General features: G+C 65.2%; 21 protein-coding genes and 1 pseudogene. 11 read left to right on the top strand and 11 right to left on the bottom strand.

The genetic code is table 11. The features are described from left to right. Positions 1-162 precede the first annotated feature (162 nt). Positions 163-867 (top strand): GrlR family regulatory protein, encoded by a 705-nt coding sequence (locus BI327_RS11000; RefSeq protein ID WP_076860261.1) that lies wholly within the window; start codon positions 163-165, stop codon positions 865-867. Between the two features lie 13 nt (positions 868-880). Here BI327_RS11000 and BI327_RS10995 read toward each other — a convergent pair whose 3' ends face one another. Next, entirely contained in the window at positions 881-1,324 is a 444-nt protein-coding gene (locus tag BI327_RS10995) for a DMT family transporter (protein WP_076860744.1), read from the bottom strand. A gap of 159 nt (positions 1,325-1,483) precedes the next feature. Between BI327_RS10995 and BI327_RS10990 the strand changes: the two genes are divergently transcribed. Next, positions 1,484-3,106 (top strand): ABC-F family ATP-binding cassette domain-containing protein, encoded by a 1,623-nt coding sequence (locus BI327_RS10990; protein ID WP_076860260.1) that lies wholly within the window; start codon positions 1,484-1,486, stop codon positions 3,104-3,106. 1 nt (position 3,107) lies between these two features. On the opposite strand, the gene BI327_RS10985 is transcribed toward BI327_RS10990, so the two are convergent. The 3 genes from BI327_RS10985 to BI327_RS10975 form a co-directional block, all read right to left on the bottom strand. Then, positions 3,108-3,740, bottom strand: coding sequence for a DapH/DapD/GlmU-related protein (locus BI327_RS10985; protein WP_076860259.1), 633 nt, complete (start codon positions 3,738-3,740; stop codon positions 3,108-3,110). Positions 3,741-3,925: 185 nt separating this feature from the next. Next, entirely contained in the window at positions 3,926-4,258 is a 333-nt protein-coding gene (locus BI327_RS10980) for a PAS domain-containing protein (RefSeq protein WP_076860258.1), read from the bottom strand. A gap of 77 nt (positions 4,259-4,335) precedes the next feature. Continuing rightward, complete coding sequence (locus BI327_RS10975; RefSeq protein WP_089025436.1) at positions 4,336-5,175, bottom strand: dienelactone hydrolase family protein; 840 nt, start codon at positions 5,173-5,175, stop codon at positions 4,336-4,338. Positions 5,176-5,216: 41 nt separating this feature from the next. On the opposite strand from BI327_RS10975, the pseudogene BI327_RS10970 reads away from it, so the two are divergent. Continuing rightward, a pseudogene (locus BI327_RS10970) lies at positions 5,217-5,996 on the top strand (MBL fold metallo-hydrolase); the annotation flags it as partial. A 28-nt stretch (positions 5,997-6,024) separates the two neighbouring features. On the opposite strand, the gene BI327_RS10965 reads toward BI327_RS10970, so the two are convergent. From BI327_RS10965 to BI327_RS10955, 3 genes are read right to left on the bottom strand one after another with little or no spacing between them, the layout of a single operon-like run. Then, positions 6,025-6,219 carry a hypothetical protein gene (locus tag BI327_RS10965; RefSeq protein WP_076860255.1) on the bottom strand — a complete coding sequence of 65 codons (195 nt, stop codon included), beginning with the start codon at positions 6,217-6,219 and terminating at the stop codon, positions 6,025-6,027. Positions 6,220-6,272: 53 nt separating this feature from the next. Then, positions 6,273-6,575, bottom strand: a complete 303-nt coding sequence (locus BI327_RS10960; RefSeq protein WP_076860254.1) for a PilZ domain-containing protein — start codon at positions 6,573-6,575, stop codon at positions 6,273-6,275. 8 nt (positions 6,576-6,583) lie between these two features. Further along, positions 6,584-7,357, bottom strand: a complete 774-nt coding sequence (locus BI327_RS10955; RefSeq protein ID WP_076860253.1) for a DUF2336 domain-containing protein — start codon at positions 7,355-7,357, stop codon at positions 6,584-6,586. Positions 7,358-7,912: 555 nt separating this feature from the next. Here BI327_RS10955 and BI327_RS10950 point away from each other — a divergent pair. Together BI327_RS10950 and BI327_RS10945 are read left to right on the top strand one after the other, a co-directional pair. Then, entirely contained in the window at positions 7,913-8,641 is a 729-nt protein-coding gene (locus BI327_RS10950; RefSeq protein WP_347337666.1) for an AraC family transcriptional regulator, read from the top strand. Between the two features lie 70 nt (positions 8,642-8,711). Then, positions 8,712-8,957, top strand: a complete 246-nt coding sequence (locus BI327_RS10945) for a PilZ domain-containing protein (RefSeq protein WP_076860251.1) — start codon at positions 8,712-8,714, stop codon at positions 8,955-8,957. A 143-nt stretch (positions 8,958-9,100) separates the two neighbouring features. Here the strand turns inward: BI327_RS10945 and BI327_RS10940 are convergent, their stop codons facing one another. Next, the gene (locus BI327_RS10940; RefSeq protein WP_076860250.1) at positions 9,101-9,349 is read right to left on the bottom strand and encodes a hypothetical protein; all 249 of its coding nucleotides are present in this window, start codon (positions 9,347-9,349) and stop codon (positions 9,101-9,103) included. A 150-nt stretch (positions 9,350-9,499) separates the two neighbouring features. Here BI327_RS10940 and BI327_RS10935 point away from each other — a divergent pair, with 150 nt between their 5' ends. The 3 genes from BI327_RS10935 (at position 9,500) to BI327_RS10925 (ending at position 12,416) form a co-directional block, all read left to right on the top strand. Continuing rightward, positions 9,500-10,177 (top strand): nitroreductase, encoded by a 678-nt coding sequence (locus tag BI327_RS10935; RefSeq protein ID WP_076860249.1) that lies wholly within the window; start codon positions 9,500-9,502, stop codon positions 10,175-10,177. 3 nt (positions 10,178-10,180) lie between these two features. Continuing rightward, on the top strand, positions 10,181-11,113 hold the full coding sequence (locus BI327_RS10930; RefSeq protein ID WP_076860248.1) for an alpha/beta hydrolase family protein: 933 nt from the start codon (positions 10,181-10,183) through the stop codon (positions 11,111-11,113). 139 nt (positions 11,114-11,252) lie between these two features. Beyond that, positions 11,253-12,416: an acyl-CoA dehydrogenase family protein gene (locus tag BI327_RS10925; protein ID WP_076860247.1), complete on the top strand. Its 1,164-nt coding sequence runs from the start codon at positions 11,253-11,255 to the stop codon at positions 12,414-12,416. Between the two features lie 148 nt (positions 12,417-12,564). Here the strand turns inward: BI327_RS10925 and BI327_RS10920 are convergent, their stop codons facing one another. Further along, entirely contained in the window at positions 12,565-14,646 is a 2,082-nt protein-coding gene (locus tag BI327_RS10920) for a methyl-accepting chemotaxis protein (RefSeq protein WP_076860246.1), read from the bottom strand. A gap of 166 nt (positions 14,647-14,812) precedes the next feature. Further along, positions 14,813-15,064 carry a hypothetical protein gene (locus BI327_RS10915; protein ID WP_076860245.1) on the bottom strand — a complete coding sequence of 84 codons (252 nt, stop codon included), beginning with the start codon at positions 15,062-15,064 and terminating at the stop codon, positions 14,813-14,815. A 193-nt stretch (positions 15,065-15,257) separates the two neighbouring features. On the opposite strand from BI327_RS10915, the gene BI327_RS10910 reads away from it, so the two are divergent. Both BI327_RS10910 and BI327_RS10905 read left to right on the top strand, forming a co-directional pair. After that, positions 15,258-15,848, top strand: coding sequence for an NADPH-dependent FMN reductase (locus BI327_RS10910; protein WP_076860244.1), 591 nt, complete (start codon positions 15,258-15,260; stop codon positions 15,846-15,848). Positions 15,849-15,894: 46 nt separating this feature from the next. Beyond that, the gene (locus tag BI327_RS10905) at positions 15,895-16,677 is read left to right on the top strand and encodes an SDR family NAD(P)-dependent oxidoreductase (protein ID WP_076860243.1); all 783 of its coding nucleotides are present in this window, start codon (positions 15,895-15,897) and stop codon (positions 16,675-16,677) included. Positions 16,678-16,687: 10 nt separating this feature from the next. On the opposite strand, the gene BI327_RS10900 is transcribed toward BI327_RS10905, so the two are convergent. Continuing rightward, positions 16,688-17,068 carry a hypothetical protein gene (locus BI327_RS10900; protein WP_076860242.1) on the bottom strand — a complete coding sequence of 127 codons (381 nt, stop codon included), beginning with the start codon at positions 17,066-17,068 and terminating at the stop codon, positions 16,688-16,690. Positions 17,069-17,244: 176 nt separating this feature from the next. On the opposite strand from BI327_RS10900, the gene BI327_RS10895 reads away from it, so the two are divergent. Further along, positions 17,245-17,874 (top strand): L,D-transpeptidase, encoded by a 630-nt coding sequence (locus BI327_RS10895; protein WP_394329844.1) that lies wholly within the window; start codon positions 17,245-17,247, stop codon positions 17,872-17,874. The last annotated feature ends 29 nt before the right edge of the window (positions 17,875-17,903 follow it).

The raw sequence follows: 17,903 nt of genomic DNA, 5'->3' as shown, positions 1-17,903 counted from the left end.
GACGCAGCACGAGGCGGGCGATGCCTACAGCTAAGCGACGAATCGGCCGGTGTCCACACCCGGACATTGCGGGCTTGCCTGCGCCAAAAGACCCAATGGTGCGGCCTCCGGCCCGGTGCTATGTGGCGAACAGAATCAATTTGATTTTTTTGGATTTTTTGCGTGCTCAACGGACTCTACAAGGTCGAGTACGGCATCAACGGCGCATTCGGCCGCAGCATCATGTGCCTGCACGACGGCAGGATGATGGGCGGCAATTCGGCCTTCGCCCATCTCGGCACCTATCAGGTCACGAAGGGCGAAATTGCCGCCGAGGTGATTACCGAGCGGCACAACGACGATCCCAACTTCAAGCCGCTGATGGGCGCCGACGTCGCGGTCATCAAGGTGCGGGGCAGGACGGAAGGCTCGACCATCCTGCTCGAGGGCAGGGCGGACGCCATGCCGGACGGCGTGTTCTGGGCGAATCTGGCGCCGCTCGATGATGAGGCCTTGCCGCCGCGCGGGGCGGTCGGGCCGGGCGGCATCGTCAACGGGCTCTATTCCATCCAGCTCCGCGCCCTCGACGGCGTTGACGCCGGCCTCACCGGGGTGATGCTGCTGATGGATGGCCGCATCCTCGGCGGCGATGCGTTCTTCTACTATCTCGGCTCGTATTCGTCCGCGGATGGGCGCTGGCGAGGCGAGATCGTCAACCAGGAGCACACGCCGGCGAAGGGCGAGTATCCGGTGTTCGGCGGTTATGAGGTCGGTATCGGCTTCTCCGGCTCGTGCCGCGAGGATGGCGCCGAGCTCGAAGGTATCGCACTCGCCGGCAAGCGCAGCCTTCGCCTGTCGGCCGAATTGCGGCTGATGCGCCGCGGATAACCGGAGCGCGTCCTCAATCCTTGATCAGAAGCACGCCGCCGATGATCAACGCGATGCCGGCTAGTCGTGAGACCGACACGGGGTGCTGGGCAAGCCCGAACAGACCGAAATGGTCCATTGCGATGCCCGCGGTCATCTGGCCCGCCACCACCAGCGCGAGCAGGGTCGCGGCGCCGAGCGACGGCAGCAGCAGGATCATCAGCAGGATGAAGACGCCGCCGAGGATGCCGCCGCTCCAGGCCCACCACGGCACGGCCGTCACCAGCTTCCAGGACGGGACCGGCTCGCGCGTTGCGACCAGCACGACCGCCATCGTCACCAGCCCGCCGAGATAGCTGACGAGGCCGGCCCAGGCCGGCGAGTTGAGGGCGGACCTGAGATTGCCGTTCAGGACCTGCTGGGTGGCGACGCTGATGCCGGCGCCGAGCGCCAGGAGATAGAGAAACCAGACTTGCATGTGATGCCCCAAAACCGCTTCGCCGAAGGAAGTCATGTCATATTCCATCTGCAACGGTCGTGGCATGCATGGCGCACGGCGTGAAACCCAACGGAATGGGCTTCCACCCACGTCCCAGATCGAATAAGAGGCCGCAACCCCTCAGTTCCCAGTATTCGAATGATCCGTCTCGATAACGTCTCCAAGCAAGTCGGCCACCAGATCCTCTTCATTGAAGCCTCCGCGGCGCTCCAGAAGGGCGAGAAGATCGGCCTTGTGGGCCCGAACGGCGCCGGCAAAACCACCCTGTTCCGCATGATCTCGGGCCGCGAAATCCCCGATGAGGGCCAGGTGTCGCTCGATCGCGGCATCTCGATCGGCTATTTCAGCCAGGATGTCGGCGAAATGTCCGGCCGCAGCGCCGTCGCCGAGGTGATGGACGGGGCGGGGCCGGTCAGCGTGGTGGCGGCCGAGCTCCGGGAACTCGAGGCCGCGATGGCCGACCCCGACAAGGCGGACGAGATGGACGACATCATCGCACGCTACGGCGAGGTGCAGCATCAGTTCGAGGAGCTCGACGGCTACGCGCTCGACGGCCGCGCGCGCGAGGCGCTGGCCGGTCTCGGCTTCAGCCAGGAGATGATGGACGGTGACGTCGGCAAGCTCTCCGGCGGCTGGAAGATGCGCGTGGCGCTGGCGCGCATCCTCTTGATGCGGCCGGACGTCATGCTGCTCGACGAGCCGAGCAACCATCTCGATCTCGAAAGCCTGATCTGGCTCGAGCAGTTCCTCAAAGGCTATGAAGGCGCGCTGCTGATGACCTCGCACGACCGCGAGTTCATCAACCGCATCATCAACAAGGTGGTCGAGATCGACGCCGGCCAGCTCACCACCTATTCCGGCAATTACGAATTCTACGAGCAGCAGCGCGCGCTCTCCGACAAGCAGCAGCAGGCGCAGTTCGAGCGGCAGCAGGCAATGCTCGCCAAGGAAATCAAGTTCATCGAGCGCTTCAAGGCGCGCGCCTCGCACGCCGCCCAGGTGCAGAGCCGGGTCAAGAAGCTCGACAAGATCGAGCGGGTCGAGCCGCCGCGGCGGCGCCAGACCGTGGCATTCGAATTCCAGCCCGCGCCGCGATCCGGCGAGGACGTCGTCAGCCTGAAGAACGTGCACAAGGCCTATGGCAGCAAGCGCATCTATGACGGCCTCGACTTCATGATCCGCCGCAAGGAGCGCTGGTGCGTGATGGGCATCAACGGCGCCGGCAAGTCGACGCTGCTCAAGCTCGTCGCCGGTTCAACCGACCCGGACGACGGCGCGGTCGCGATCGGCGGCAGCGTCAAGATGGGCTATTTCGCCCAGCATGCGATGGACCTGCTCGACGGCGAGCGTACCGTGTTCCAGTCGCTGGAGGACGCGTTTCCGCAGGCTGGCCAGGGCTCCCTGCGCGCGCTCGCCGGCTGCTTCGGCTTCTCCGGCGACGACGTCGAGAAGAAGTGCCGGGTGCTCTCGGGCGGCGAGAAGGCGCGGCTGGTGATGGCAAAAATGCTGTTCGACCCGCCGAACTTCCTGGTGCTGGACGAGCCGACCAACCATCTCGATCTCGCCACCAAGGAGATGCTGATCAATGCGCTCTCCGAGTTCGAGGGCACCATGCTGTTCGTCTCGCACGACCGGCATTTCCTCGCCGCGCTCTCCAACCGCGTGCTGGAGCTGACGCCCGACGGCATCCATCAATATGGCGGCGGATACACCGAATATGTCGCGCGCACCGGCCAGGAAGCGCCGGGGTTGCGGAGCTAGCTCAGGCTCTCCACCGCGCGCAGAACGCATCGACATCGCCGGACTGGAATTCGGGCAGCCGCTCCCAGATGGTTTCCGGCGGCCAATTCCACCAGGCGATCTGCGACAGCTCGGCTGCGATCTTGCGGTTGAACCGCTCCTTGATCGGCCGGGCCGGCACGCCGCCAACGATGGTGTAGGGCGCGACATCGCGTGAGACCACCGCGCCCGCGGCCAGCACCGCGCCGTCGCCGACGGTGACGCCGGGCAGCACGATCACGCCATGGCCGACCCAGACGTCGTTTCCGATCACGACGCGATCCGCGCGCCGGTTCCTGAAGAAGTCATGATCCCGCTCCGCGGCATCCGTGTAGTATTCCGGGCAGTAGGTGAAGCGATGCTGCGAGGGACGCTCGAGCGGATGATTGGGCGCGCCGATCCGGACCTGCGCCGCGATCGCACAGAACTTTCCGATCACGGCGTCGGCGACCATGCAGCCGCTGCCGAGGTAGGAGTAATCGCCAAGCTCGGTGTATTCGATTGCGGTGTCACCGAGCACTTCGCAGCAGCGTCCGACCTTGACCTCCCGCAGCTTGACCGTCGGCTCGATGACGGTCTCGGCAATCTTGGGGCGGGAAGGCTTCGGTTCGGTCATCAGGTTTGTCCTCGATACAGCGAGCCGTTCAGTCGCACAATTTTTGTTACGGTGAGATGACAATGGGAGGCCGCGTCGACAATCCCAGGCCTGACGGAGGCGTAGCTGGCGGAGGTATTGCGGAAATGGCAAAGCCGGAGCAAAAGTCCGATGGTGCTGACATGCCTGCAGTGGAGGGCGTCGCTTCAATCAGCGCGCATCAGGCCTTCAACTCCAGCGATGGCTCCCAGTTCATCCAGCACCGCCCTTGTTGAGATCTGAAATCTGACGGGTTGACCGTTCTTGTGACGTCCAACCGCGACCACCGTCTCGGGCAGAGTGCTGATTCCGGATTCGACATACCTCGCAAACCCATCGCGATGACAGGCATGAGACGGCGGCGGAATGATCAACTCCAGTGCGCTTCCGATTGCCTCCAGGCTGGTGAATCCGAAAAGCTGCTCGGCGGCTGCGTTCCAGTGACTAATGGCCCCGTTTCGATCGACTCGAACAATTGCCGTCATTGGCGTCTCCACCATGGAAGTTCAGGCGTCGGATTGCGATGAGTGCCAAGCGCTCAGCAAATACTCGCCTAGCGAGCGTTCAGCAAGCCGCACTAGTTCTTGAGCCCTTCGGTGATGGCAATCGCCCGCACCATTGCGTCCTTGAGCGCCGCGCTGTTGGCGGGATTTGACTGGCGCTTGCGGCCGGGATCGTCGAAATCGTGGGTCGCACCGGGATAGACCACGACATCGATCCTGCTGCCGGCGGCAACGGAACGGCCGGCGACGTCCTGGCAGCGCTCGGGCGATACTTCTTCGTCATCCGTCCCGAGCAGCATCGTGATCGGTGCGGCTGACGTCAGCGTCTGCGCCAGCAGCGCGGCCGGTCCGCAGCCCGGATAGAACGCGAGCGCGGCGCGATAGCCCGACGTCGCCGTGCCTTGCCGCTGCATCACGTTCAGCGCAGTGCTGCCGCCGTTCGACCATCCCTGCAGGAAGATGCGATTGCCGCTGACATCCTTCTGGCTGCGCAGCCAGCTCAGCGCGCCCTCGGCGTCGAGCGGCCGCACGGTCTTTTCATTGACGTCGGTGCGATCCGGATCGTCATGCGTGAAGCGGCCGAAGCCGTGGGCCTTGCCGCGCGGCCCGAAACTGTCCGGCAGCAGCGCGACATAGCCGTGGTCGGCCCAATACTGGCCCCACATCGCGTGGCGCCTGGACAGGCTGCCGGCATTGCAGGCCGGCGACGGATTGGTCCGCGACACCAGCGTGCAGTCCTTGTTGACGTTGATCGAATAAGGCCCGCCGCGGCCGTGCAGCAGCACGATCGCGGGGTGCGGGCCCGCCGTTTGCGGCCTGAACAGATAGCCGACGATCTCGGTCTTGCCGTCGGCGCTCGGAAAGAAAACCGTGTCGGGTGCCGCCGTTGCGGCGGCCGGCAATGTCGTCAGCATCAGGAGGGCAATCTGAATCGCGCGATGGGTCATCTCCACAGGATGACGTGTTCAAGCATCATCTGAAGGCGATGGAGCCCGAGGTCTTCGACGCCGCGCGCGGCATGATGGTGATCACCTATCAGACCTTCGTGGTGCGGACGCCGCGCTACACCATCCTGGTCGATACCTGCACCGGCGAGGACAAGGGGCACCCGCCGCCGTTCGACTTCCCGGGCAAGGAGCGCTGGCGCAACGAGCTGTTCGCGCTCGGCATCTCCTACGAGCAGATCGACTACGTGTTCTGCACCCATCTGCACATCGACCACACCGGCTGGAATACCACGCTGCGCGACGGGCGCTGGGTGCCGACGTTCCCGAACGCGAAATACGTCTTCCACAGGGGGGAGTATGCGGCCTGGGAGGCCGAGAATGCCAAGGGCGCCAATCCGCCCGGCACGGTGTTTCGCGACAATTGCCTGCCGATCGTCGAGGCCGGGCAGGCGCTGTTGGTCGACGACGACTATGCGCTCGACGACACGGTGACGCTGACACCGACGCCGGGCCACTCGCCCTGCCATTGCTGCGTCAACATCTTCTCGAAGGGACAGCGCGCGGTGGTTGCCGGCGATCTGATGCATCACGCAATCCAGTGCCGCGAGCCGGAATGGTCGGCAAAGCCCGATTGGGACCCGAAGCAGTCGGCGCTATCGCGGCGGAAGTTCTTTGCCTCCGTCGCCGGGACCGACACGCTGATCTTGCCGATCCATTTTCCGGTCCCGACCGTCGGCCTGATCAAGGCGGACGGCGACCGCTTCGACTATCGCTTCAAGCGGGAGTAGGCACCGCCGGCCGGGAGCTCCTTAATGATCAGGACCGCGCCGTCCGGGCCCGGTGCGGAACCTGGGTGAGAAACCGTTCCAGATCTGCGCACAGGCGATGCGCGAGCTCCTCGTCGATCGCGAACCTCGCGACGGTCCCCGCGCAATCGATTTCGATGGTCCCACGGAGTGGCACGGCGGACGCGGTCGATACCGCGATGCTCGTCGCTCTCTGCACGGTCATGTCGTCAACTTCCTTTCAGGCCGGCCGCGGCCAATTTCTCGTTGCGGCAACTCTCATTTCGGAATCACCGGGCGGCCTTTTCGCCGTCGTTCCTCGATGAAACGCACGCCGATCTCGGCGCCGTCGACACGAACCAGCTCGCAGCGCCTGAACGCCAGCCCGCGCGAGGACAGCACCAGGAAGAATTCCTGGGCCTTCAGCACATCGAGCGTTCCGTCGACCTCGAGCCGCGCGCCGCTCTGCGAGACGTCGAGCAAAATGCAGCTCCGCCGCCACGTGCCGTCGACACCCATGAGATTGACGGGATGGCGCGTCTCGAGCTTGACGCGCTCCGCCCTGCGGTCACCATACGTCATTGCACCGCTCACATTGCCTGAGAGCGCTTGGTCGTCACCGCGACCCGCGCCTCCGCATCGTCGATCGTGCCAGGCGGGTTTGCGGAGGCGCGGGCTGCGGCGACATCGATGGCGGCACGGATCGCGCCCTGAAGTTCGGGCCGTGCGCGCTTGAGCAGCCGGGATTGCTGGCGCGGCGAGGACCGCATCACGAGGTCGGTAAGCACGTGGTGAGGCAGATCCTTGCGCGCCATCAATGCGTCGGCGATGTCATCGTCGCGCTCGGCGGCATCGACCATCATCGCAAGGCCCGCGCTGGTCATATCGGCGCCGGGATTGCGTGCGAGGGTGCGCAGCACGCTGCTGTCGCCGCGCATCAGCAGAATGTCCGTGAGCTCCTGGCCGACGGCCTTGCGTCCTGCGATCGCACACAGATGTCCCTCGGCGCGCATCCAGGCGATGTCGATCAGGTCGGCGTCGGGGATGCATTCGCATGTTCGCAGCATCGGCGCGGCGACGTCGGCGTCGTCATGGTTGGCGAGACGCCGTGCGAGCTCCTTGGGCACCAGATGCAGGTCGGCCAGCGAGCGGCTGAGCGTGGTCAGGGTCAACAGCTCGACGCTGTCGGTCAGGCGGACCAGGAGGCCGTCGAACATCTCGACTTGGCGCTCGCTGAGGCGATGAGCGTCTTCGAGAAACAGCCCCGCCACCTCCCGCAGCATCCGCGTGCGGAGGTCGGGCGAGCCGGCTTTCAAGACGTGGTCGAGCTTGGCAATAAGGTCGGGCGAGGCAATGACTGTCATTGCGGTACCTAAAATGTTCCGCGACGAGGAACATCAGTGTTCCCAACCCCAATCTGCTCCCCGAATCTTTAATAGGGGTATAGAAATTGATGGGGTGAGCCGATCTCGACAGTGGATATTCCGGTAAACACTATCGAAATTCGGCAGCCGCGATGCTTTGCCTGATTGTCCGGTTCGCCAAGCGGCCCGCATTTTCCCCGATTGTATTCATTCGACGATTCGCATTTGGTGCATGGAAATTATCGATAAGGCCGGCGCGCTTTGCGTGGCGCCGCGCAAAACATTTCAAGAGCATTTCACAGGAGCAGTCATTTGACGGCGCCATTGCTGGTGCCGAGAGTCTTTCGTTTTGACGATGTTGATGCATTCCGGAGTTCGATCCGAAATCTGGATGTTGATTTCACGCCACTTGTGCGGAAGATTTCGGCCGAGCAGATCATCCTGAGTTTGCCGGGATGCGAGCTCAATTACACGCAGTCCTTCCCGCGGATCGTCGACGCGCTGCTTGCGCGGCATACGACTGCGGTCGGCTTCACGATGGATGACGGCGTTCCGATGCGGTTCAACGGCGTCGAGCGCGATCGTGCGGTGATCGTGCTTGGCGGTGGCGGCGCGTTCTATACGTCCGTGGAGGAGACACCCCGCCAATATGTCTCGGTGATGTTCACGCCCGAGATGACCGACCGCGGTTGGCCGAACCCCGGTCTGCATTTCAGCATCCACGAGATTTCTCAAGGCGCGCAGGATCGGCTGCGGAACGTGGTCAGGCAGGTTCTGCTCGTCACGCGAGATCAGGCGACGGTCGCGGAGTTCGCTACGGGGGCGTCGATCAAGGAGACGCTGCTTGCGGCGATCGACAACGCGTTCGCCGAGATCGTGCCGGCCAGGTGGGCGACGCGGGCCAATACGACGCGCCAGTTCAAGGTGTTCAACGACGCGCGGGCCATTCTGGCCGGCGATGTGGCGCACCCGATCTACAGCGGCGAACTGGCGAGGCAGATCGGGGTGTCGGTACGCACGCTGCACGACGCCATCCAGCGCTACCGGGGCGTCAGCCTGCATCGTTATTTGCGGCTGCGCCGGCTCTGGCTGGTGCGCAAGCAGCTGCTCGCGGGTGCCCCCAGCGTCAAGGCCTGCGCGCTGGCCTATGGCTTCTGGCACCTGAGCGATTTCTCGCGGAGCTACCGCTCCCAGTTCGGCGAAGCGCCGTCGGAGACGCTGGCGGCCTCGCGCCGTCCCGGCACCGTGCGCGCCGATCAATCCGCGGATGGACACGAATCGTAACAATCCGTCTGAACGGAATCTTAACGGCCGGCAGGGAATCTATTGGTACGATTCCACCAGAGGCGGCTTGATGCATCCCCGGCGATTTGCACGTGTTCGTCCGTCAGGATGTGTGTCCAGCGTGGTCAAGCTCCAGCTTGAACCGAAGGCGCCGCTGATCGAATGCCGGCTGGTGGACTATTCCGCCGGCGGGGCCTGCCTGGAGTTTCAGAAGCCCGTCCAGCTTCCGGAACGTTTCGAGATGTTTCACGGCAATACCAGAAAGCGGTGCCGGCGGGTTTGGAGCAGGGGTGTACGGGTCGGCGTCTCGTTCTGAGCGCGTCTCAAAGCATCCGTCCACCCACCAATAGACGTTCGGGCCGCGCCCTGCGCGACCCGTCAATAGTCAACGGGCCGCGCTGTGCGCGACCCGATGGTCTGTCCCGGTTGAAGGGGTCGAAAAGGGCGTCGGCGAGGGGCTCAGGCGCCGCTCTGGCACTTCTTCATGAACGAGGTCTTGGCGGCACCGGCGAGCTTCTTGCCGTCCGAACCGACCGCCTTGGTCTCGCAGGTGTCCATCGTGCACTTCTTCATGAACGAGGTCTTGGCCGCGCCGGCCAGCGGCTTGCCGTCCTTGCCGACGGCCTTCGTCTCGCAGGAGGCGTCCTGTGCAAATGCCGAACCGGCGGCAAAGGTCGCGATCACGGCCGCCAAGAAAATCCGCTTCATCTGGGTTCTCCCTAAACCAAACCAGTGGCCGGATTGGATATCGGATTCTTGGCCCGATCAAGTTCCCACAGCCGATTTTGTCTATAAAATACCCGGTTAGCCGTGAGAAAATTCCGTGTGCGGCGCGGAACAAAATGGGGGAAGCGCGGAATGGAATTCGAGACGCTGGTACAGACACGCAAAAGCGTGCGCGGGTTCAAGAAGCAGCCGGTGTCACGGGCGACCGTCGAGGAGATCATCGAGGTGGCCAAGCGGGCGCCGTCCTCGATGAACACCCAGCCCTGGCACGTCCACGTCCTGACCGGGGAGCCGCTCGAGGAAGTGCGCCGCCGCAACATGGAAGAGATGATCGCCGGCGCCAAGGCCAAGCGCGATATCGTCAGCCATGGCGAGTATCAGGGCGTGCACCGCGGCCGGCAGGTCGACATCGCCAAGAAGCTGTTCGGCGCCATGGGGATTGCCCGCGACGACAAGCCGATGCGGCAGGATTGGGTGCTGCGCGGCTTCCGCCAGTTCGATGCCCCGGTCTCGCTGGTGCTGGCCTACGACCGGATCCTCGATCCCGGCGCGGTCTGCCATTTCGATCTCGGCGCGCTCTGCTACGGCATCGTGCTGGCCGCCTGGGATCGCGGCCTCGGCAGCGTGATCAACGGTCAGGGCATCATGCGCTCCGACATCGTGCGCGAGGTCGCCAATATCCCAGAAGACCAGGTGATCATGACCTGCGTCGCGATGGGCTATCCCGACGACAGCTTTGCCGCCAATGCGGTGCGCTCGGATCGCGAGGCCAACAGCGACTTTGTCCGCTACGTCGGCTTTGCCGAGTAGAGCATGAACCGACCGGTGCGGACCCGCAGCAGCCTCGGCGCGGTCGCTCTCGCCCTCGTCGTCTGCATCCTGGCGCTCGGCCCGGTGCAGGCGCAGGGCATACGTCTCGACGCCCTCAAGATCCCGGTGCCGAATCCGGGAGGGGCAGGACCGTCCACAGCGCTGCTCGATGCGATCGTGCTGCGGCCGGATGACGGCCAGCCGCATCCGCTCGTTCTGCTCAATCACGGCTCGCCGCGCTCGGCGGGCGATCGTCCGTCGATGAGCCCCTACGGGATGTGGGCGCAGGCGGCCGAGTTCGCGCGGCGCGGCTGGGTCGCGGTGGCGTTCCTGCGCCGCGGCTACGGCGTCTCGCAGGGCGGATGGGCCGAGACCTACGGGCAATGCGCCGCGCCGGATTATGCGAAAGCCGGCCGCGCCGGGGCCACCGACATCGCCGCCGCCGCCAAATTCATGACCGGCCAGGCGTATGTCAGCAAAGGCAGGTGGATCAGCGTCGGCCGCTCGGCGGGAGGCTTCGCCACGGTCGCATTGACGTCCACGGCGCCCTCGGGTCTCGCCGCCGCGATCGTGTTCGCACCGGGCCGCGGATCGACCGGCCCCGATACGGTCTGCGTGGAGGACGAACTCGTCGACGCGTTCGCGCAGTTCGGCAGATCCTCGCGCATTCCGCTGCTCTGGGTCTCCGCCGACAACGATCATTTCTTCGGCCCGAAACTCGTGACGCGGTTGTCGGATGCGTTCGCGAAATCAGGCGGCAAGCTCGCGCTGGTTCGAACGGCGGCATTCGGCAGCGACGGTCACACGCTGTTCAATGAAAACGGAACGGCGATCTGGGCGCCGATCGTCGATCGCTTTCTTCGCGACAACAACCTCGTGCTGCGCGATCGATTGCTCGACGCGCCTGAGCGTCCGGCGCAATTGCGCACGCGCTGACCGCGCCGCGGGATATTGAATTCCGCTCCATGAAACCATCGCGCGACAGTGAGCGCGCGTGCGCGTTTCCGCTATTCCGGCCGGTAAAAAATGCGCTACTGGTTTTGTGAAGCGAAACAGCACAGGCGAGGAACCCCAGATGAGCGATGATGAACAGACAGCCATGATCCGCGAGACCGTCGCGAAATTCGTCGATCGCGAACTGATCCCGCTCGAGCCGCAATATCTGAGATCGAAACTGCCCGGCAGCGATCATCCCGAACTGACGCCGGAGCATCGCAACCGGCTGCGCGACGTCTCGAAGGAACTCGGCCTCTGGGGCCTCGATGCGCCCGAGGATCTCGGCGGCCACGATTTGCCGACGCGCACGATGGCCGCGGTGCACGAAGAGCTCGGCCGCAGCTGCGTGCCGTTCGTGCTGCCGCCGGACTCGCCGAACCTGCGCATGCTGCAGGCGGTCGGAACCGAGTCGCAGAAGAAGAAATACATGCAGCCCTATATCGAGGGCCGGATGGCATCGGCGATCGCGATCTCCGAGCCCGGCGCCGGCGGCGATCCCGCGGGCATGAAGACCCGCGCGGTGCTCGAAGGAGACGAGTGGGTGCTGAACGGCCGCAAGATCTGGATCAGCAATGCGCGCGCCGCCGACTTCATCATCGTGATGGCGCGGGTCGGCAACGACCAGCGCCAGGGCGGCATCACCTCCTTCATCGTCGAGAAGGGCACGGGGGGCTTCATCATCGAGCGCGAGATCCCGATGGTCGGCGGCGGGTCGACCTATGAGATCGTGTTCGAGGACTGCCGCATCCCGAAGGACTCCGTGCTCGGCGAGGTCGGCAAGGGCTACGCGCCGATGCAGCTGCGGCTGCGCACGCGGCGGCTCGAGATGGGGTCGACATGTGTCGGCATCACCAAGCGCGCGCTCGAGATGATGTGCGAGCACGCCAAGCAGCGCGAGACGTTCGGCGTCAAGCTCGCCGAGCGCCAGGCGATCCAGTGGTGGATCGCCGATATCGCCACGCGCATGCATGCGTGCCGGCTCATGGTGCGCGAGGCTGCCGACAAGACCGATCGCGGCGAGGACATCCGCCACGAGGCCTCGATGATCAAGGTGTTCGCGACCGAGATGGCCTATGACGCCTGCGATCACGCCATGCAGACCCTGGGTGCGCTCGGCGTGACGCTGGAACTGCCGCTGAACGCGCTCTGGCAGAAGGCCCGCCTGATGCGGGTCTACGAAGGCCCGAGCGAGGTGCATCGCCAGGCGATCGCCCGCCGCGTGCTTGGCCTGCGGGGAGGTTAGGGGGCTACGAGGCGCTCAGGCCAATCCCGTCATTGCGAGCGCAGCGAAGCAATCCATCGTACCGCAGTGGAGACATGGATTGCTTCGTCGCTGTCGCTCCTCGCAATGACGAAGAGAGAACCTGCCAGGGGGCACCACCCGTCCTCGACTACGCCGCGCGCACGTCGGAGAGGAAGCGGTTGACCTGGCCGGCGAGGTCCTTCGACTGCGTCGAGAGCTGTTCGGCCGCGCCCAGCACCTGGGTTGCCGCCGCGCCCGTGTCGTCGGCGGCGCGCTGCACGCCGGAGATGTTGGAATTGACCTCCTGGGTGCCGCGCGCGGCTTCCTGAACGCTGCGCGAGATCTCCTTGGTCGCCGAGCCCTGTTCCTCGATCGCGGCGGCAATCGCGGTGCCGATCTGGTCGATCTCGCTGATGACGTCGACGACGCTGCGGATGGCGGTCACGGTCTCGTCGCTCGCGGTCTGGATCGCGGTGATCTGCTCGGAAATCTCGGTGGTCGCCTTCGCAGTCTGCCCGGCCAGCGACTTCACCTCCGAGGCGACGACGGCAAAGCCGCGGCCGGCCTCGCCGGCGCGGGCCGCCTCGATGGTGGCGTTAAGTGCGAGCAAATTGGTCTGTGCCGCGATGCTCTGGATCAGCGTCACGACGTCGCCGATCTTCTGGGCGCCCTCGGCCAGCGAACGCGCGGTGTCGCCGGTGCGGCGGGCGTGGTCGACCGCACGCGCGGCGATCTCGGTCGAGGTCGCGACCTGGCGGGCGATCTCCGAAATCGAGGAGGTCAGTTCCTCGGTCGCGCTCGCGACCGTCTGAACGTTGGTCGAGGTCTGGTCCGACGCCGCGGCGACGACCGCCGCCTGGCGGTTCGTGGCGGCCGCCGTGGCCGACATCGATTGCGCCGTGTCCTCCATGACAGAGGACGCCGCCGACAGTCCGCCGACCAGTTCGGTCACCTTGGCTTCGAAGGCGCGGGTCAGATCGTCGAGCACGCGGGCGCGGCGCATCTTGACGTCGTTCTCGGCTTCCTTCTCGATCGCGAGACGATCGGCCTCGATCTTGTTGTCCTTGAACACCTGCACGGCGGCGGCCATGGCTCCGATCTCGTCATTGCGCGCGGCACCGGGGATCGGCTCGGCGATTTCGCCCGCGGCGAGGCGCGACATGCGGCCGGTGAGGGCGGCAATCGGGTTGAGGATCCGGCGGCGGACCACGACGATCAGGCCGGCGCTGACGGCGATGACCGCGAGCAGGCCGATCAACGCAATCACGAAGCTGAAGCGCGCCGTCGAGTAGGCGCTCGCAAGGACCTGCTCGGCATTCTCGTAGAACGCGTCGCGCACCGTGATGATGGCGGCGAGACCGACCTGCGATTCCGGATAGTAGGTGTCGAGATCCAGCTCGTACTTGCCGGTCACCGCGCCTTCCTTGACGAGCTTCAGCGATTTGCCGAACCGCTCGACGTAATCCGCCTGCATCTTGCCGAGCGCCGTCATGACGTTCGCCGGCGTTGCGGGATTGTTGCGCAGCTCCTGCAGCGTCGAGAGGATCTGCTCGGTGCGGCCGGTCGAGCGGTAGAGTTCCTGCTTCTCGGGCTCGGTCGCAACGCGCTTGGCGCCGACCAACGCCTTGTGCAGGCTGGCATTGAGGCCGCCGGTGTCGCGCAGCATCCAGGCGACGTTGGCGTAGCTGGCCTGGCGATAGGCATTGCCGTCGAGGCCGGCGAGGCGGCGCACCTGCTCGTCGAGCAGCGTGGTGACACCGGCGTTGAACACGGAATTGTCGGCGACGATCTTGCCGGCGGCCGCGCGGCGGGCGTCAGCTGGGCCGGCGATCGCAGCCGCAATGGCATCGCGCAGCCCGGCAAACTTCACCTTCAGCGCGTCGATTTCGCGTGCGACCGCCTCGCCATCGTCGAGCGATCCCGGCAGGGTGGCGCGCACCTGGTTGACCTTGGCAAGCGCACCGTCGGTCAGCTGACGCTGACGGTCGAGCTCTGCGATCTGCTTCGGATCGATCGAGCCACCGGCGAGCAGCAGGTTGGTGGCGTAGCCCCGCTCCGGATTCATGTAGCGCGGGATGTCGCCAACGGCGCGGACGATTTCGAGCCGGCTCTGTGCGGTCGAGACCTTGTCCATGGTCTGGTACTTGGTGACCGCGACATAGGCCGCCAGTCCGCCGCCGACCGCGGACAAGGAGACGATCGCGGCCGTCAGGAGAGTACCGATTTTCATGGGATGCGCGCCATTTCTTGACGAGAGAGGGGAGGCCTCAACCGTACCGGGTGCGCATTAAGCTAGGGTTTATGATGCGGGAGCCGTCGCGGTCCCGCATCTTCGTATTGTCCGAAAGTCGAGGGCGCCGCTTGGCCCGGCCGCGCGTGGCCGCAGGACGCCGCGGTCAATGCTCGTCGTCGCCAGCGCCCTTGGTCGCCGCGCGGTGCTCGGTGGCGCCGTTCGCGCCTGCTTCGCCGCAGGGAAGCTGGTTCCAGGTGCCGTCGGCGGTCTGCTGGTAGGCCTGGCAGCCAACGGAATTGGTGGTGGTGGATTTTTCGTCGGCTTTCTGCCGCTCGGCACTCTTGGCCAGCGCCGGCGTGGCCATGGTAGCGATGGCTGCGAGCGAGCCAGCGAAAACCAGCTTTGCGATCCGCATGTCGGGTTCTCCTTCTCGAGGCGAAAACATATCCAGAAAACAAATCTGGCGATTTTGGGCCGCGGCGAACGGCCTGCGACCAATTGCTTAATGCCGGGAAAACCAGCCGGAATGCCGGTTAACAGCTGAGCGCCGAGTCGGCGAGCCAGGCCGCGGGACGGCTGTCGCAGTGCCGTGCTAGGGTCGCCGCATCATGACCCACCGCATTCTCGTTCTCTACGGCTCCTATCGTTCGGATCGCATGGGCATCCGCCTGGCGCACTTCGTCATCGACGGTCTTCGTGGGCGCGGCGACGATGTCGAGCTGATCGATGCCAAGGAGGTCGGCCTGCCGATGCTCGACCGGATGTACAAGGAGCATCCCAAGGGGCAGGCGCCGGCCACACTCGAAACGCTTGCCGGCAAGATCCGTGATGCCGACGGCTTCCTGTTCGTCACCGGCGAGTACAATTGGGGCATCCAGCCCGGGCTGAAGAACCTGACTGATCATTTCCTCGAGGAATGGTTCTGGCGTCCGGCGGCGATCGCGAGCTATTCGGCTGGACGATTTGCCGGCGCACGCGCCGCGACCGCCTGGCACGGCACGCTGTCGGAGATGGGCATGGTGGTGGTATCGAGCACGATCAGCGCCGGGCCGATCGCGCAGACCCTGTCGGCCGAAGGCAAGCCGATCGGTGAGGGCGGCAAGTCGCTCGAACGGGCCTTTCCGCGCTTTGCCGACGACTTCACCTGGTGGATCGAAGCCGCCAAGGCCCAGCGGGCGCGCAAGGCACCGCCATACTGAGCACAAGTGCTGAGCTCAAGTTCGCCAGCTCGGGAGTTGAGGAACCATGAGCCTGTTCACATCGCCCTTCGATCCCGCGCGCGAGGCAGCCCTGGTGACCGGCGCCGGCAACGGCATCGGCCGCGCCATCGCGCAGGCCCTGGTCGGCGAAGGTGTGCGCACGGTGTTCGCCGACCTGCATGAGGACAAGGTGCTGGCCGCGATCAAGGCCGCGCCTTGCCCCGAACTGGCAGCGCCGTGGGTCGGCGATCTCGCGCAGCGCGCGGCGTGCGACGCTTTGCTGGCATATGCGCAAGACACGGTCGGGCAGGTGACCCATTTCGTTCACAGCGCCTCGCCGCCGCGCCGCGAGGCCGATCACGCGATGGCGGTGGATGAAGAGACCTGGCGGCAGATGCATGCGGTCAATCTCGATGCCGGCTTTCATCTGTCGCGCGAGCTGGCGCGCAAGCTGATCGCGGCAAAAGCGCCGGGCTCGTTCCTGCTGCTCACCTCGCTGCATGCCGGCACGCCGCGCAACCTCCCGCACTACTCGACGGCGAAGGCCGGCATGGCGATGCTGGTGAAGGAGCTCGCCAAGAGCTGGGGCCGCTACGGCATCCGCGTCAATGCGCTGGTGCCCGGCGCGATCGCGGCCGGTGGCTTCGTCGCCGATCCAGCTCTCGCAAAGCACATTCCGCTTGGCCGGCTTGGTCAAGCGGAGGATCTCGCACCGATGGCGCTCGCCGTGCTGTCGCACAAGCTCTCCGGCTACGTCACCGGCGCATCGATCGTGGTCGACGGCGGATTGTCGCTGACCAACTGGTTCGCGCCGCCGGAGCTCGACTGAGAGGCGGAGCCTATTTGGTCCTGATGTAGCCCGCGAGCCGCGTCTTCTGGTCCTGGCACCAGGTCGTCATGCTGCCGGCGCGGCGCTGGTCGAGGTCGGTGGTCTGGGTTGCGATCGCGACTTCCGTCATCAGGTCGTCGGCCTGCTTCTCGCCCATCTTGCCGCCGGTGTGCATGAAGGCGATCGCCTTGCGGACCTGTTCGGTGGTGCCGTCGGGCAGGTGCATGTCCTGCGCCCGCTGCACGAGATCCTGATAGACCAGGTCGGTGCCGGGGCACTCGACCTTGGCGGCGAAGGCCTGCAGCACCATCGTGACATAGGCCGCGCGCGGATCGGCATGGGCCGGTGTTGCCGCGACAATCAGGCCGCCGATCAGCAGAGCGTAACGCATCGAATTCCTCCCGGTGTTTTGGACATTTTGTCGCAAGGCTAGCGTCCGCGGGAACCGACTGCAACCGTCAGGACACACTTGTCGAAGGAACCGATCAAACCGCCGTGTTCCAATCGGGGCTGCCACGATTTCAGCACGATTTCGGCAGCAACTGCCACAAGTTGACGCAGGGGAGAATGATCGTGTCGAAGTTGGGGCTTGCTGCAGTGCTGGTTGGTTCGCTTGCACTTGGCGGCTGCATGCAGGCGACGCTGTCGCCGGTGACGGATGCTGCGATGACGCCGCGTGATCGGCAATTGCTGGCGCATCCGCCCTATGCGGACGCCAAGATCCCGGATCAGTTCCAGCGCCACATTGTCACTTACACGCGGCGGGAGCAGCCGGGTTCGATCCTGGTCGATACCGACGCCCGCTACCTCTATTACGTGCTGCCCGGCGGCAAGGCGATCCGCTACGGCGTCGCCGTCGGCGAGGAGGCGATGGCGTTCTTCGGGGTGGCCACGGTCGGCCGCATGGCGGAGTGGCCCGATTGGGTTCCGACCCAGGACATCCAGGAGCGGCTCGGGCCGTATCCGAAGCGGGTTGCCGGTGGACCGGCCAATCCGCTCGGTGCCCGCGGCATCTACCTCTACCAGGGCAACAAGGACACGCTGTACCGCATCCACGGCACCAACCAGCCCGAGTATATCGGGCAGGCGATCTCGTCGGGCTGTATCCGTATGAATAACGCCGACGTCATCGACCTCTACCAGCACGTCAAGCCGGGCGCGACCGTGGTCGTGCTGCCGCCGGGACAGAGCGCGTAACGCTTATTCGAAGTACAAAGCGGCCGATT

The organism is Bradyrhizobium mercantei, from assembly GCF_001982635.1.
Taxonomy (GTDB): domain Bacteria; phylum Pseudomonadota; class Alphaproteobacteria; order Rhizobiales; family Xanthobacteraceae; genus Bradyrhizobium; species Bradyrhizobium mercantei.
Note: the sequence above shows the minus strand (reverse complement) of the source record. Positions and strands in the feature narration are given on the sequence as shown.

What these genes read in the sequence shown, in the direction of transcription:
- BI327_RS10950 (WP_347337666.1), top strand. Translation starts at nt 7,913, where the DNA reads ATGCGGTTCAACGGCGTCGAGCGCGATCGTGCGGTGATCGTGCTTGGC.
- BI327_RS10980 (WP_076860258.1), bottom strand. Translation starts at nt 4,258, where the DNA reads ATGGTGGAGACGCCAATGACGGCAATTGTTCGAGTCGATCGAAACGGG.
- BI327_RS10930 (WP_076860248.1), top strand. Translation starts at nt 10,181, where the DNA reads ATGAACCGACCGGTGCGGACCCGCAGCAGCCTCGGCGCGGTCGCTCTC.
- BI327_RS10925 (WP_076860247.1), top strand. Translation starts at nt 11,253, where the DNA reads ATGAGCGATGATGAACAGACAGCCATGATCCGCGAGACCGTCGCGAAA.
- BI327_RS10910 (WP_076860244.1), top strand. Translation starts at nt 15,258, where the DNA reads ATGACCCACCGCATTCTCGTTCTCTACGGCTCCTATCGTTCGGATCGC.
- BI327_RS10965 (WP_076860255.1), bottom strand. Translation starts at nt 6,219, where the DNA reads ATGACCGTGCAGAGAGCGACGAGCATCGCGGTATCGACCGCGTCCGCC.
- BI327_RS10985 (WP_076860259.1), bottom strand. Translation starts at nt 3,740, where the DNA reads ATGACCGAACCGAAGCCTTCCCGCCCCAAGATTGCCGAGACCGTCATC.
- BI327_RS10920 (WP_076860246.1), bottom strand. Translation starts at nt 14,646, where the DNA reads ATGAAAATCGGTACTCTCCTGACGGCCGCGATCGTCTCCTTGTCCGCG.
- BI327_RS10935 (WP_076860249.1), top strand. Translation starts at nt 9,500, where the DNA reads ATGGAATTCGAGACGCTGGTACAGACACGCAAAAGCGTGCGCGGGTTC.
- BI327_RS10955 (WP_076860253.1), bottom strand. Translation starts at nt 7,357, where the DNA reads ATGACAGTCATTGCCTCGCCCGACCTTATTGCCAAGCTCGACCACGTC.
- BI327_RS10915 (WP_076860245.1), bottom strand. Translation starts at nt 15,064, where the DNA reads ATGCGGATCGCAAAGCTGGTTTTCGCTGGCTCGCTCGCAGCCATCGCT.
- BI327_RS10960 (WP_076860254.1), bottom strand. Translation starts at nt 6,575, where the DNA reads ATGACGTATGGTGACCGCAGGGCGGAGCGCGTCAAGCTCGAGACGCGC.
- BI327_RS10995 (WP_076860744.1), bottom strand. Translation starts at nt 1,324, where the DNA reads ATGCAAGTCTGGTTTCTCTATCTCCTGGCGCTCGGCGCCGGCATCAGC.
- BI327_RS10940 (WP_076860250.1), bottom strand. Translation starts at nt 9,349, where the DNA reads ATGAAGCGGATTTTCTTGGCGGCCGTGATCGCGACCTTTGCCGCCGGT.
- BI327_RS10895 (WP_394329844.1), top strand. Translation starts at nt 17,245, where the DNA reads ATGATCGTGTCGAAGTTGGGGCTTGCTGCAGTGCTGGTTGGTTCGCTT.
- BI327_RS10975 (WP_089025436.1), bottom strand. Translation starts at nt 5,175, where the DNA reads ATGCTGACGACATTGCCGGCCGCCGCAACGGCGGCACCCGACACGGTT.
- BI327_RS10945 (WP_076860251.1), top strand. Translation starts at nt 8,712, where the DNA reads ATGCATCCCCGGCGATTTGCACGTGTTCGTCCGTCAGGATGTGTGTCC.
- BI327_RS10900 (WP_076860242.1), bottom strand. Translation starts at nt 17,068, where the DNA reads ATGCGTTACGCTCTGCTGATCGGCGGCCTGATTGTCGCGGCAACACCG.
- BI327_RS10990 (WP_076860260.1), top strand. Translation starts at nt 1,484, where the DNA reads ATGATCCGTCTCGATAACGTCTCCAAGCAAGTCGGCCACCAGATCCTC.
- BI327_RS10905 (WP_076860243.1), top strand. Translation starts at nt 15,895, where the DNA reads ATGAGCCTGTTCACATCGCCCTTCGATCCCGCGCGCGAGGCAGCCCTG.